General features: G+C 64.3%; 7 protein-coding genes and 2 pseudogenes. 5 read left to right on the forward strand and 4 right to left on the reverse strand.

Going from position 1 to position 15,037, the window contains the following annotated elements; translation table 11 throughout:
- Positions 1-87 precede the first annotated feature (87 nt).
- Complete coding sequence (locus IE071_RS09890; RefSeq protein ID WP_189441045.1) at positions 88-2,439, reverse strand: GH92 family glycosyl hydrolase; 2,352 nt, start codon at positions 2,437-2,439, stop codon at positions 88-90.
- Between the two features lie 116 nt (positions 2,440-2,555).
- Here IE071_RS09890 and IE071_RS09895 point away from each other — a divergent pair, with 116 nt between their 5' ends.
- From IE071_RS09895 to IE071_RS09915, 5 genes are all read left to right on the forward strand, one after another.
- Positions 2,556-3,623 (forward strand): LacI family DNA-binding transcriptional regulator, encoded by a 1,068-nt coding sequence (locus IE071_RS09895; RefSeq protein ID WP_425503455.1) that lies wholly within the window; start codon positions 2,556-2,558, stop codon positions 3,621-3,623.
- A gap of 92 nt (positions 3,624-3,715) precedes the next feature.
- Complete coding sequence (gene fucP / locus IE071_RS09900; protein WP_189441772.1) at positions 3,716-4,969, forward strand: L-fucose:H+ symporter permease; 1,254 nt, start codon at positions 3,716-3,718, stop codon at positions 4,967-4,969.
- On the forward strand, positions 4,966-5,946 hold the full coding sequence (locus IE071_RS09905) for a carbohydrate kinase family protein (RefSeq protein WP_189441047.1): 981 nt from the start codon (positions 4,966-4,968) through the stop codon (positions 5,944-5,946). Before fucP ends, IE071_RS09905 begins: the two co-directional genes overlap by 4 nt.
- A complete protein-coding gene (locus IE071_RS09910; RefSeq protein WP_189441048.1) occupies positions 5,943-7,178 on the forward strand; it encodes an AGE family epimerase/isomerase in 1,236 nt (411 codons plus the stop codon). The genes IE071_RS09905 and IE071_RS09910 overlap by 4 nt, the downstream gene beginning before the upstream one ends.
- Before the next feature lie 29 nt (positions 7,179-7,207).
- Positions 7,208-9,187: a M1 family aminopeptidase gene (locus tag IE071_RS09915; protein WP_189441049.1), complete on the forward strand. Its 1,980-nt coding sequence runs from the start codon at positions 7,208-7,210 to the stop codon at positions 9,185-9,187.
- A 611-nt stretch (positions 9,188-9,798) separates the two neighbouring features.
- Here IE071_RS09915 and IE071_RS16030 read toward each other — a convergent pair.
- The 3 genes and pseudogenes from IE071_RS16030 to IE071_RS09925 all read right to left on the reverse strand — a co-directional run.
- Positions 9,799-10,296 (reverse strand): annotated as a pseudogene (locus IE071_RS16030) (YadA family autotransporter adhesin); the annotation flags it as partial.
- Between the two features lie 111 nt (positions 10,297-10,407).
- Positions 10,408-12,558: pseudogene (locus IE071_RS09920) on the reverse strand (ESPR-type extended signal peptide-containing protein); the annotation flags it as partial.
- Between the two features lie 251 nt (positions 12,559-12,809).
- A complete protein-coding gene (locus tag IE071_RS09925; protein WP_229792852.1) occupies positions 12,810-14,999 on the reverse strand; it encodes a protease pro-enzyme activation domain-containing protein in 2,190 nt (729 codons plus the stop codon).
- Positions 15,000-15,037: the final 38 nt, after the last annotated feature.

Raw genomic sequence — 15,037 nt, forward strand, 5'->3', positions numbered from 1 at the left:
CTTGCAGCATCGGCCAACCCGATGTGGAAAAGACTTCGGGGATTCTGGCATGTTTCCGCAAGGCGTCCGTGAAGCTGCCGGCGCGGCTCATTCGCCGTATCGACTCATCGCGGCGGCCCGCGCCGCATCGCCCTTGCCCCAGTCCTTGTTCGGCTCGGCCTGCATGCTGAAATGCAGCTCGCCGCCGGCCAGGATTTCAGCGTGATGCAGGTAGACGCGATCCAGCGGCTTGCCGTTGAGCGTCACCGCGCCGACGTAGGGATGCGCGTCATCCAGCGGTGCCGCGCTGACCGTGAACGTATGACCATTGCTTAGATGGATTGCCGCATGCGGTACAAACGGCCGACCGATCGCGTACTCGTCGCTGGCCGGTGTCACCGGATAGAAACCGAGCGCGGTGAATACGTACCACGCCGACATCTGGCCAAGATCGTCATTGCCAGCCAGTCCATCCGGCCGCGTGGCGTACTGGCTGTCCATGATCTGCTTCAGCCGCTGCTGCGTCTTCCACGGCGCACCGGCGTAGTCGTACAGGTAGGCGATGTGATGGCTCGGCTCGTTGCCGTGCGCGTACCAGCCGATCAGACCGGTGATGTCCTCGACGTTTTTGAACTGCGCCGGATCGACCTTGGCATCGAACACCTGGTCGAGCTTGCTGACGAACCTCGCATCGCCGCCCATCGCGCTGATCAGCCCGGCCGCATCCTGCGGCACATACCAGGAGTACTGCCAGGCGTTGCCTTCGGTGTAGTCGCTGCCGTAGCCGGCGAAGGCCGGATCGAACGGCTCGCGGAACTGGCCGTTGCTCAACTTCGCGCGCATGAAGCCGGTTTTCGGATCCCAGGCGTTGCGCCAGCTGCCGGCACGCTGGTCGAACGTGGTCGCGATCGCGGTCTTGCCCATCGCCTTCGCCATCTGCGCCAGCGACCAGTCGTCGTAGGCGTATTCCAGCGTCTTCGAGGCCGCCTCCACCTCCTTGTCGATCGGCACGTAGCCGAGCTTCATGTAATCGGCGAGGTCGCCATATGGCCCATACGTGGCACTGGCCACCATCGCCGCAAGCGCCTTGTCCGCATCGAAACCGCGCACGCCCTTGATATAGGCATCGGCGATCACCGGCACCGCGTGATAGCCGATCATGCACCACGTCTCCAACCCCTGGTACGCCCACACCGGCAGGATGCCGAACGGGCTGGCCTGCTGCGCGGCGATCAACGAGTGGATGAACTGCGTACTGAGATCCGGCCGCAGCAGCACCATCAGCGGCTCCTCGGCGCGATAGACATCCCACATCGACCAGCTGGAATAGAACTCGAAACCGTCAGCGCGGTGCACCTGATGATCCGGCCCACGGTAGTCGCCGTTGACGTCCATGCTCAGTGTCGGCGCCAGCATCGCGTGGTATAGCGAGGTATAGAAGCCGGTGCGCTGTGTCGAAGTACCCGCCACGTCGATCACCGACAGCGCCTTGTTCCAGGCAGCCGTCGCTTCGGTGCGACGGGCATCGAAGTCCCAGCCGGCGCCGTCCTGATCGAGGTTGGCGATGGCGTTCGCCTCGTTCACTGGGGAAATCGCCACTTTCACTTCCAGCGGCTGCTTCAGCGCGCCGAAGTCGAACACGCCGACCAGCGCGCGACCGTTCTGCGCTTGCTGATCTTCCGGCTGATTGCCCGGCCCGGCGAAACCCTTGTAGACGACGTCCGCCTCACGGTTGTACAGCTCGCGCGAGGTCATCGGCTGCGAGAAGCGCAGCGCGAAACACAGCTCACGCCCCGGCGCCCAGCCACGGGTGGTGCGACAGCCGGTGACCGTGCCGTCCGGGTGGACGCGCAGGTTCGCCCACAGCACCTTGCCGGGGTAGTCGTAGATGCTGGGGCGCAGATCGAGCAGGACATGCGCCGGCTTGTTCGCCGGGAACGTGTAGCGATGCCAGCCGATCCGACGCCCGGCGGTCAACTCCGCGCGCACCCCGTAATCGCTCAACGTCACCGCGTAATAACCGGCCTGCACCACTTCACTGTCGTGACTGAAGCGCGAGCGGTAGCCGCTGCCGGGCTTGCTCGCATCACCAGGCTCCAGTTTCACATCGCCCGTGATCGGCATCACCAGCACGTCGCCCAGATCCGAATGGCCCGAGCCGGAGAAGTGCGTGTGCGAGAACCCCATGATGGTGGGATCGCCGTACTGATAGCCCGCGGCCCACTTGTAGGCATGCTTGAAATCCGGCATCGCGGTATCCGGCGACAGCTGGATCATCCCGAACGGCACTGTGGCACCCGGAAACGTATGTCCGTCGCCGCCGGTACCGATGCGCGGATCCACCTCTGCGGCATGGCCGCGCGCCTGATCGGTACCCCACGCTACCGCAGGCATCATGGCGGCGATGCCAAGCGCGGCGCCGAGCAGACTGGGAAGCACACCACGCAACCGGACAATCATCGTCAACTCCGCCTTTGAAACGATCCAGAGCGGCACGCTAACACCCGCTGCCGGACAAGGCATGCTGCGCCGCGACGTGTGCAACTGCGTCGATAAGTTACATTTGGATCGTTCTAATCGGGCAAAACTGCATGTCGAGCCACGCTCCCATTGGCCGCAAGGTGACCTTGAACGACATCGCCGCCGGCTGCGACGTGTCGCGCGCCACCGTGTCGTTGGTGCTGCGCGGCAGCCCGCTGGTCAACAAGCGCACCCGCGCGCGGGTCGAGGACGAACTGCGCCGGCAAGGCTATGTCTACAACCGCGCCGCGGCCAATCTGCGCCGGCGCAGCTCGTCCAGCATCGCCCTGATTCTGAACGACCTTGCCAATCCGTTCTTCGCCGAATTCGCCGCCGGCGTGGATGAGGCATTGGGCGCCGCCGGCTTCGTCACCCTACTCGGTTGCACCGGCGAATCGGCCAGCCGCGAGCAGGCAGTACTGGGTTCGCTGCTCGAACACGGCCCTGGCGGCATCATCCTGTCGCCGGCCGAACACAGCAACGCGCACGACGTGCTGGCCGTGGTCGGCCGGCGCGCACCGCTGCTGCTGTTCAACCGCGAACTGGGTGGCACCCTGCCCGAATTCGCGCACTGGGATCAGCTGATGCTGGACAACCAGCATGGCGCGCGACTGGCGACCGAGCACCTGATCGCCCGCGGCCACCGGCGCATCGCGTTCTTCGGCGGCCATCACGATTCCAGTTCGTGCCGGCAACGTCATGCCGGTTATGTCGAAGCGATGCATACGGCCAGACTGCGCACCGAACCGGACTGGCGCATCGAATGCGCGCCGACGCGCCTCGATGCCGCCCATCGCACCAGCGCACTGTTCGACGCCACCTACGTGCCGACCGCGGCGGTCTGCTACAACGACGCCGTGGCGCTGGGCCTTATGCTCGGTCTCCGTCAGCGTGGATTGCGCCCGGGCCAGGATTTTGCACTGACCGGCTTCGACGACATCGCCGAGGCCGCCTTGGGCATGCCGTCACTGACCACCTTGTCGACCGCGCCGCATGAGCGTGGCCGGCAGGCGGCGCAGCTGGTCATGCAGCGACTGCAGCAACCACAAGCCGCAAGCCACCAGACCATTGCACCCGTGCAACTGGTCGTACGCGAAAGCAGCTGTCCACCACCTACCGCCTGAACTCACCCCGGGGAATCCGCATGGCCTTCGTCACTCATCCGACACCGACGCCCGACGCCGCCCGATCCGGTGAGCGCTACACCGATTACCCGATGGCGATGGGCGTGCTCACCACGATCTTCTTCATGTGGGGCTTCCTCACCTGTCTCAACGACATCCTGATCCCGCACCTGAAGTCGATCTTCCAGCTCAGCTACGCGCAGGTGATGCTGGTGCAGTTCACCTTTTTCGGTGCGTACTTCCTGATGGCTCTGCCAGCCGGCCGACTGGTCGCCACGCTGGGCTACAAGAAGGGCATCGTCGCCGGCCTTGCGATCGCCGGGCTGGGTGCGCTCGGCTTCTGGCCCGCCGCCGGCCTCCATCTTTATCCAGCGTTCCTCGGTGCACTGTTTGTGCTGGCGACCGGCATCACCGTGCTGCAGGTGGCCGCCAATCCCTACGTGGCGCTGCTCGGCCCGGAGCGCACCAGCTCCAGCCGGCTGACTTTGGCGCAAGCGCTGAATTCGTTCGGCACCTTTCTGGCACCGTGGTTCGGCGGCCTGCTGATCCTCTCCAACGTGGTGAAGAGCCCGACCGAACTGGCCACGCTGGCACCGGCCGAGCAACTGGTCTACCAGACCCAGCAGGCGCAGGCCGTGCAGGGACCGTATATCGGACTGGCCGTGGTGCTGTTCCTGCTGGCGATCTTCGTGTGGCTGTTCCGCCTGCCGGCACTGACCGAAGCCACCGACAAGGACGACCACGCCAGACACGGCTACGCCGAAGTGCTGCGTCATCCGCACGTGCTGTTCGGCGTGCTCGGCATCTTCTTCTACGTCGGCGCCGAGGTGTCGATCGGCAGCTTCATGGTCAATTACCTGTCGATGCCCGACATCGGCCACATGAGCGAGCAGCAGGCGGCGAAGTACGTGTCCTGGTACTGGGGCGGCGCGATGATCGGGCGCTTCATCGGTTCGGCATTGATGGCGAAGTTCTCACCGCGCCGATTGCTCGCGCTGTTCGCCGCGATCAACGCCATGCTGGTGCTGACCACCATGTTGAGCAGCGGCAACGTGGCGATGTACAGCATCATCGCGATCGGCTTGTTCAACTCGATCATGTTCCCGACCATCTTCGCGCTCGGCATCGAACGCCTCGGGCCGATGACCAGCAAGGCCTCCAGCCTGCTGATCATGGCCATCGTGGGTGGCGCGATCATTCCGCCCCTGCAAGGTCTGTTCGCCGATCACATCGGCCTGCAGCACGCGTTCTTCCTGCCGCTGCTTTGCTATCTGTACATCGTGTTCTACGGCCTCAGCGGCTCAAGAATTCGCAGCGACGAACTCGATGGGAATCAGCCGACATGACCACGCGACCCATCCTGTGCTTCGGCGAGGCGCTGATCGACCTGCATGCGAACGGCAGCGACGATCGCGGCTTTGCCGCCAGCTTCGTACCGTTCGCCGGTGGCGCGCCGGCGAACGTGGCCGTGGCGACCGCCCGGCTCGGTGGCAAGGCCCGCTTCGCAGGCATGCTTGGGAAAGACCGCTTCGGTGATTTCCTGCTCGACAGCCTGCAGCATGCCGGCGTCGGCACCGATGACGTCATGCGCACCGAGGCTGCGAACACGGCACTCGCCTTTGTCACGCTGGATGCACATGGCGAACGCAGCTTCAGTTTCTATCGCGGGCCATCGGCCGACCTGCTGTTCCAACCATCCGACTTCCGCATGGATACGTTCCGCGATATCGCGGTATTCCATGTCTGCTCCAACAGCATGACCGATCCGGCCCTGGCGGCGACCACGCGCGAAGGCATGCAGCGCGCGCATGGCGTCGGCGCATTGGTCAGCTTCGACGTCAACCTGCGTCCGGCATTGTGGCCGGCCGCTGCCGATCCGCGCCCGCTGCTGTGGCCGGCGCTGCATCTGGCCGACGTGGTGAAGTTGTCCGCCGAGGAATTCGCGTGGCTCGCGCTGGATGGCGAACAGGCCGCGCTCGACCGCCTGTGGCAGGGCCGCACGCGCCTGGTCGTGGTGACCGACGGCGCGCAACCGCTGCGCTGGTTCCATCCCGACGCCGAAGGTGAATTGCCGTGCTATCCGGTCAAGGCGATCGATACCACCGCCGCCGGCGATGCCTTTGTCGGCGGCCTGCTGTGCTGCCTGGCCGAGCTTGAAGCGACTCCGGAGCGGATTGATCAACTGGTCACCGAGCTGCCGCGCCTGCACGCGATGCTGCGCTTCGCCGCGGCCTGCGGCGCGCTCACCGTGACCCGTCAGGGTTCGTTCGCCGCGATGCCCAGCGGCGACGAAGTGCTGGCCTTCATGGAGCAACAAGTATGAGCGCCGTACCCACCACGCCCGACTTCCGCTCCGCCACCTTCCTGCGCGAACACATCGCACAGACGATGGCGTTCTATCACCCGCACGCGATCGATCCGGCCGGTGGCTTCTTCCACTACTTCAAGGACGACGGCACGATCTACGATCGCAGCCATCGACACTTGGTCAGCAGCACGCGCTTCGTCGTCAACTATGCGCTGGCAGCGATCGAGTTCGGCAACGATGCGGCGCTCCATCGTGAATACATCGATGCCGCGCGACACGGCCTGCGCTATCTGCGCGAGGCGCATCGCGATCCGTACAGCGGCGGCTACGCCTGGACGATCCGCGACGAGCAACCGGAAGACCGCACCAACCATGCCTACGGCGTCGCCTTCGTGCTGCTCGCCTACTCCACGGCATACAAGGCCGGCATCAGCGAAGCCGCGCTGTGGATGGACGAAACCTGGAACCTGCTGGAGCAGCGTTTCTGGGATGCCGACGCCGGGCTATACCGCGACGAGGCCGATGCCGACTGGCACTTCAGCGGCTACCGCGGCCAGAACGCGAACATGCACATGTGCGAGGCGATGCTGGCGGCTTATCAGGCCAGCGACGAGCCGCGTTATCTGGAACGCGCACTCACGCTCGCCGATCACATGACCCGTCGCCAGGCCGCCAAAGCCGGCGGACTGGTGTGGGAGCACTACGACCGCGAGTGGAACATTGACTGGGATTACCACCGCGACGATCCGAAACACCTGTTCCGTCCGTGGGGTTTCCAGCCCGGCCATCAGACCGAATGGGCCAAGCTGCTGCTGATCATGGAGCCGCTGCTGCTCGAACGCGGTCGCGAGGAAAACTGGCTGCTGCCGACCGCGATGCACCTGTTCGACACCGCGCTGACACGCGCATGGGACAACGAACACGACGGCATCTGTTACGGCTTCGCACCGGACGGCAGCGTCTGCGACGACGACAAGTATTTCTGGGTGCAGGCCGAATCGCTGGCCGCTGCTGCGCTGCTGCATGCACGCACCAGCCTGGCCGTGTATGACGATTGGTACGGGAAGCTGTGGGCATATGCGTGGCAGCATTTCGTCGATCACCGCTACGGTGCGTGGTACCGCATCCTCACCCGCGACAACCGCAAATACGACGACGACAAGAGTCCGGCCGGCAAGACCGATTACCACACCATGGGCGCCTGCCACGAAGTGCTGGCGCTGATCCGTTCCGGCGGCCGGCCGTAAATCCCGCTTCTTCTTCCCCAAGGCATCGCATGAAGAACCTCACGCTTTCCCTCGCCGCCACGCTCGCCGTGCTGCTGGTCGCACCGGCATTCGCTGCCAATCCCGCGACTGCACCATTCGATCCGCCGCAGACGTTTGCACCGTACAGCTACCCGCAACCGGCCACGGCCTATCGCTCGGCCAGTGGCAAACCCGGTCCGCTGTTCTGGCAGAACCGTGCGGACTACCAGATCAAGGCCACACTCGATCCGGCCACGCGCCTGCTCAGCGGCAGCGAAGTGATCAGTTACAGCAACCACAGTCTCGATGCGCTCGATGTGCTGTGGCTGCAGCTGGATCAGAACCGCTACCGCAAGGACGCCCGTGGCGCGTTCACCGACGGCAAGTTCCCGACCGAGTTCACCGACGGCTATCACATCGATTCGATCGAGGTCGACGACGGCTCCGGTCACCTGCAAAAAGCCACGTGGACAGTTTCCGACACGCGCATGCAGGTGCAATTGCCGACCGCGCTGAAGGCGAAGGACGGCCAGCTGCGCCTGCACATCCGCTGGAGCTTTACCGTGCCCGGCGAGTTCGGCGGACGCATGGACGTGAATCTCAGCAAGAACGGCGAGATCTTCGAGATCGCGCAGTGGTATCCGCGCATGGCCGTGTACGACGACCTGCGCGGATGGGATACCGCGCCCTACCTCAACAGCGAGTTCTACCTGGAATACGGCGACTTCGATTATTCGATCACCGTGCCATGGGACATGATCGTGGCCGGCTCCGGCGAATTGCTGAACCCCGAAGACGTGCTGACCAAGACCGAGCAGCAGCGGCTGGAACAGGCACGCCATAGCGACAAGACGGTGATGATCCGCAGCGCAGATGAAGTCACCCAGCCGTCCAGCCGTCCAAAGCAGGACGGCACGCTGACCTGGCACTTCCGCATGCAGAACACGCGCGACGTCGCGTTCGGCGCGTCGAAAGCGTTCGTGTGGGATGCCGCGCGGATCAACCTTCCCGGCGGCAAGACCGCACTGGCGATGTCGGTTTACCCAGCCGAAAGCGGCGGCGATGCTGCCTGGGGTCGCGCCACTGAATACCTCAAGGCTTCGACCGAATATTTCTCGAAGCAGTGGTATCCGTATCCGTGGCCGGTGGCGATCAACGAGGCCGGCACCGCCGGCGGCATGGAGTACCCGGGCATCACGTTCGACCACAAGCTCGCCAAGGGCAAGATCCTGCACATGGTGATTGCGCACGAGATCGGCCATATCTGGTTCCCGATGATCGTGGGCAGCAACGAGCGCCGCGCCGCGTGGATGGACGAAGGCTTCAACACCTTCATCGACGTCTACGAGGACGACGCGTTCAATCACGGTGAATACGCGCCCAAGCGCGACAGCGAATACGCGCCGGGTGGCGGCAACCCCGCCGACGAGATCGCCAAGGTCCTGATGGACGCGGACGCGCCACCGCTGCTGATCGGCGCCGACATGACGCCTGAGAAATATCGTCACCCGATCAGCTACTTCAAGGGCGCTTTTGGCATGGTGCTGCTGCGCGAGCAGATCATCGGACCGGAGCGCTTCGATCCGGCATTTCGCAAGTACATCGCCACCTGGGCCTACAAGCACCCGAGCCCGTCGGACTTCTTCCGCTTCATGGAGAGCGAAACCGGCGAGGACCTGGGCTGGTTCTGGCGCGGCTGGTACGAGCACAACTGGAAGCTCGACCTCGCCGTGCAGAAAGTTGCCTACACCGATGGTGATTATCGCAAGGGCGCCGACATCACCGTGGCCAACCTGGACAAGCTGGTGCTGCCGGCCACGCTCGAAGCGATCTACGACGACGGCAGCAAACAGGATGTGCGCGTGCCGTGGGAAACCTGGCAGCAGCACCGCAGCTTCGTGGTCCACGTGGACGGCACGCGCCAGCTGAAGTCCGTCACCATCGATCCGGCCCATGCCCTACCCGACCATGATCGCAGCAACAATACTTTCGTAATACCGCAAGCATGAGCGCGTGAACGAAAAAGGCGGCAGTCCTGTGACTGCCGCCTTTCGTTCAACTGCCTGCCCACCTTCGCCACAGCAATTGACCAGCTTCGCCAGCGAAACTTACCACGGCCGGCGTCCACGCTTCCCATCATGGCCCAGCACCGTACTCCCTTGTGGCCATTAGAGGCCGATCTGGAGATGAGCTGCCAGATCGCCAGGTCCGGACAACATCGTCCATTTCGCTGTTCGAGAAACTGGCCGGCACAGCCATGCTGTACCGGCCACATCTTTCATGCAGTTACTTACAGATCCACGCCGAAGCCGGCACCCACGGACGTCTGTGAACCACTCGCCGTGGCACCCACGCTGACGTGCATGCGGTTACCCAGCGGTGCGGCATAGCCCACCGAGATGGCCGAACGTCCTGACTGTTCACCCACGCCTGCCGCGATCCGGCCGTTGCCGGAGGCGCCTGCCGCATTGATCGCCATCTGGGTGGCCGCGGCACTCATGGCGCCGTCCTCATTGATGTGCTTGTCGACCTGCTGGAACCGGTCGTTCATCTGGTTCTGCACATTGCCCAACGCGAAATCCGTATATCCCTTCGCCGCGGACAAGGTCTGCGAGGCACTGGTGTCGGTATAGGTCTTGGCCGTCTGTAGTGCCGCGTTCACCTGGCTGCTGACCTGACCCACGTTGGCGGCATCGGTGTCGTTCACACCGGCGGCGACATTGGTGATCTGACGCTGGTTGGTCGCCGAACCGACGGACACCGTGTTGGCGACGTCGGCAACCGAACCCTGGCCCAAGGCCACGGCATTGGCGGCCGTCACCGACGAGCCCTGACCGATGGCCGTACCCGAGGACGCCGTGACGGATGCGCTTTCACCGACGGCCACGGCATTCGTCGCCGTCGCGGCAATGGCCGTATTGGCACCCACGGCCGTGCTGCCATCGGCATTCACCTTGGCGTTGCCGCCAAGAGCCGTGTCATTCGGACCCGCGGCAAAACTGCCGCCGCCCACGGCCGTACCGTTGCTGCCGCCCGCCGCGGCGCCGTTGCCGATCGCCACACCACTCGTACCGGTCACCACGGTGGCGCCAGTGCCGCCGTCCACCGCGATCGTGGGCGGCAACGATGGGCCGGCGTTCTGCAAGTTGGTGATTGAACCCTGCACGGTCAACATCGCGCTGTTGAGCAGACTGATCTGGGACGCATCCAGGCTTTCCAGCGCGCTCAGCGCATTGAGCTGGCCCATGTTCACTGCATCGGTGTTGGCCACACCGGCGGCAACATTGTGGATCACCGTGCCATTGGTACCTCCGAGCGTAACGCTGCTCATGTCGGCAGCATCGTAATTCACCGCCATGGCGCTGACCTGCGACATGCCCGAGGTGATCGCCGACGTAAGCTGACCAAGATTCACCGCGTCCGTGGCCTGAGTGCCGTCCGCAACGTTGGACACCTTCACCGGCGTCGTGCCGTTACCCAGGGTCACACCGGTATGCGTGGCGTCGGTGTACATGACCGCGTTGCCGACCGTGGCGGTCAGCGTATTGACGGCCTGGTTGGTCGCATACAGCTGCGAACCGTTCACCGCATCGGTGCTGGTCGCGTTGAGCTGGCCGGCGGTCACGTTGGTGATGCTACTCGTGAACTTCGTGCCACCCGAGCTGCCGTCATTACCCACCGATACGGTGTTGGCGGTAGTTGCCCGCGCATTGGCACCCAACGCGACCGCGTTGCTGGCCGAGGCGATCGCACTGGTGCCCAAGGCCATCGCATTGGTGACCTGCGAGGTCGCCCCAGTCGGAGTCTTCACTTGCGCGCTGTAGCCGATCGCCACGGAGTTGCTCGGCATGTAGTTCTGCGGGGCGGTTGCGCTGGTGTTCCAGGCCGAGTAATTGAAGATGGCGGCGTTCGCGCCAATCGCCACGTCATTCTTGCCTGCGGCGGCCGCGGAACCCAGCGCGGTACCATTTTGCGTTACCTCGACGCCCCAGCCAATTCCCGTACCGTTGTTGTAGTAGAGATCGTTCCCCAAGGAATCCTGGTACCCCGCCATCATCGCCTGAGTACCGATAATGGTTGAATACTGGCCATTGGCAGCCGCGTTGTAACCAATGCCGATAGAGTACGTGCCCAACGCGTTGGCGAACGTACCCACGGCGACCGTATCTCTGCTACCGGTCATGGCTTGGAAACCAACAGCGACCGACGCCCCTGACTCGGTGATTGCGTTGTACCCGAGCGCGGTGGAGGCTCCACCTTGGGTCATGGCATAGCCACCCAGCGCAATGGACTGGTCACCCGCGGCATTCGATGAATAGCCGATACCAATCGATTGCGCACCGCTGACAGAAGCGGCAGTGCCGATAGCAATGGCACTCGAACCGGAAGCGGCGGCGGTATAGCCGATAGCCACGGCCTCAGTACCCGTTGCAACGGACCCGAAGCCGTTGGCGATGCTGGCGGCGCCCTGCGCCAATGCCGCAGGCCCCATGGCCATGCTGTAGTCGCCGGTGGCCGTGGAAGAATTGCCGATGGCCACGGCATTCGCACCACTCGCCTGCGTGGTAACGCCAAGGGCGATGGAGCCATGGCCCGAAGCCACCGCACTGGCGCCGATGGCTGTGGAGAGATCACCCGAGGCGGCCGCTGCCTGGGGGTTGCCGGATGCGTCGTAAGCCAGTGCGTTACCGCTGGCGTCCACCGCGACCCCACCCAGCGCCACGCTGCTGCGACCACTGGCCTGCGCGTTGGCGCCGACGGCGATCGTGTTCAAGTTCGTAGCGCCCGCACCGAAGCCGAGCGCGGTCGCGTAGTTGGCGCCGATGCCGGTGAAGGCACCATAGCCAAGCGCGGACGAGCCGATGCCATAGACCTTGGAGTTGGAACCGACGGCCGTCGTCTGATCATCAGACGCGTAGCTGTTATAGCCGAGGGCCGTGCTTTCGAGGCCCAGCGCCGTGCTCAGCGTGCCGGTGGCGGTGCTGTTGTCGCCCAGCGCAAAGCTGTTGTAGCCCAGCGCGGTACTCCCGGTGCCGATTGCCGTACTGAGTGCGCCGCCGGCGGTGCTGTCGGTGCCGAGCGACTGTGCGTTGTCGCTGCCGTCCGCGGCGCCATCAGCCGAAAAGTAGATCGGCGTGGTGGGGTTCGGCGCTGGCGAGGAGGTTTGCGTTGTCACCTGCGGTGTCGTTGTCTGCGCCGGACCGTCAGCCGCCATGGCGGACGTGGTGGACAGCGCCATGCCGAACGCCATCGAGGCAGCGGCCAGACCCGCGCGCATGCGCTTGGCACTGCCTCCCTTGCCGTTGGCCTTGGCAAACTCGCCGGCCACGACCATTGCGCCAAGCGACTTGTTCCAGATCTTGCTGTGGATCTTGTTCATTAGATTCCCCGAAATGATTGGACCGTGGTGCGCGTGGCGACCTTCAGGTGCGAGCCACTTGATGTGCGATGCCACGGATACGAGACGTCTGGACGTCCATAAAAAATGGATAAAGCAGAAGTACCGCCTTCCTTTCGACAAAGCGCTCCCTGGCAGCCGTTTAAAGCCGCCCAACGGGAAAACTTCGTCGTCCGGTGGAGAGGTGCCTGCTTACCCAGGCACCTGACCCGCTAGTGAAAACGGCCCATCGTTTACTGCCAGCTGCCGATGACGCTGACGCCGCTGAAGATGGCGCTGCCACCCGTAAGCGTCACGTAATAGGTGCCTGCCGTGACCGGGCGGATGGTTACCGTCTCGCTGTTGGTATTGGCGTGCGCCGACACGTAGTCGTAGGACGATGCACTCGCGGCACTTCCACACTTCACGTACATCGTCACGTCGCCCGTGCCACCGTAGGTGTTGAAGGTGAGCGTCCTGGCACCCGCGGGCACCACCAGCGTGAACTGCTGTGCCGCACCGGCGGTGCCCTGCGTGGTGACCGCGACGTTGTTGGTCAGCGCAGTGAGCACCGGCGGCGGCGCAACGCCCGACGGCGGGGTGCCGTTGCCCCAGGTATAGGCCAGCAAGTTGAAGGCGTTGATGTCGAGCGAGCCGTAGCCCGTGGTGAAATCCCAGCCCGCTGCGGCGTTGTAGCCGTAGGTCGTGCCGGCAAGCCACACGCCGTTGTTGCCCGAGGTCACGTCATGCAGCACGGCCGGGTGGTTCGGAAAATCCCGGTACATATCGCTGGCCGGGAAGCCGATCGAGTTGTTCGCGTAGGTCTGTGCGCGCGCAAACACGCCGACGAAAATCGGCGAAGCGAGGCTGGTGCCACCGACCCCATACTTCTGGCCGCCGATATAGATCAGGGCGCCGGTAACCGACGATGCGTCAAATGCGATGTCCGGTACCTGGCGCGCGGTCGCTCCCAGCGCCGTGGCCTGCCATGCAGGGGCCGCTTCGAACAGGCTCACGCCACCACCGGTGGCCCAGATGCGATTGTCGCCGTCGCCGGCATCCGCGATGCCGTCATTCCAGGTGACTTCTCCTGCCCATGCGGTGCCATTGGTGGTCAACTCCGTACCACCCACGGCGATGACATTCGGCGACACCGCCGGCTCACTCGCCGAATAGGTACTGAGGCTGAACGGTGCCGGCAATACCACGCCAGCGTTGGTTTCGAATTCGCCACCGGTCGCGGTGTACACGCCCTGGTCGCCGGAAGCGACCGAGAAGGTCTGCCCCTGCGCCACGGCCTGGGCAAAGATCGCGTCATCCGCGGTCTGGGAACCCGACTCGTGGGTCGCCGTCTCGTCTCCGCCCAGCGACACGTTGATGATCTTGGCGATGTTGTCGGTGACCGCCTTGTTGTAGGCGGCCGTGATGCCAGCGTCGGTCAGCTCTTCGTCATAAGCGCCATAGCGGCCATTGGCCACCGTATAGAACACGAGTTGCTTGACGCCGCCGGATGTGCCGACGATGGTCTGCGAATCCAGATTCCACTCACCGTCACCGTTGGGGTCATCGGAGAAGTCCCTTTCGCCCGCGAGCGTCACCGGCACGACCTTCACGTTGACCGGATTCATGCCGTTCACCGTCGTCATCGTCCTCAGGTCGGCCTGCGTCTGGGTCAGGTCGCCCCAGGTGATGATGCCCACCGTGGTGTTGTATGCGGACGGCGTGCTCGCGGCGTCATAGATCAGCGGAAACTGCGTGGGCGGGTGCAACACATTGGTCGGGCCGGTCTGCGTACCCGTCGCGGCCACCGAGGAAATCTGTGCGCCGACGTGGCTTAGCGGATGCCTCACGCTGACGTTCTGCAGGCCGGTCACCGCACCGACAATGCCGCTCAACGCCTGCGGCACCATGGCGTCGCTGTCATTGCCGAAGCGCAGCTTGCCGTTCTCGGTGTACGACTTCATCGTCGCATTGAACGCCGTGCCTACGGCTGCGGGATTGCCGTCCGCGAACACCAGCGTGTTGTTTGGCGACACCGTGATGTTGGTGAAGCCCGACTGCTGCATGTGCGTCACGACGGCCTGCACTTGCGCGTCGGTCGGCGCGTAGGACGCCTTGAACTGGGCCGGGGTGAGGAACTGACGGTAATTGGCGCTGCCCGGTGTGTTCAGGCTCTTGTTGAAGGCCTGCAGCTGGTCGACGTTACGCAGGTTGAGACTCACGGCCACATGCAGCAGCTTGGTGCTGTCCAGCGGCGTGACCAGCGCCTGCACGGCGGGCCTTCCGTACGCATTGATCCGGTAGGTAGTGGTCGGGACGGCGGCGCGGCTCATGCCGGTGACCGAAGTCGACTCGGCCTTCAGCAAGGCGGCATGCGTCGTGGTGGGCGCCCACGCGGTGGCCGCGTGGCCACTCATCGGGCTCAGCGCCAAGGCCAGGGCCATGGGCAGCAACGCCTTGTTGCAGGACTCGACAGCCGATT

Origin of the sequence: Rhodanobacter panaciterrae, from assembly GCF_014651895.1 — a bacterium.
Lineage (GTDB): Bacteria > Pseudomonadota > Gammaproteobacteria > Xanthomonadales > Rhodanobacteraceae > Rhodanobacter > Rhodanobacter panaciterrae.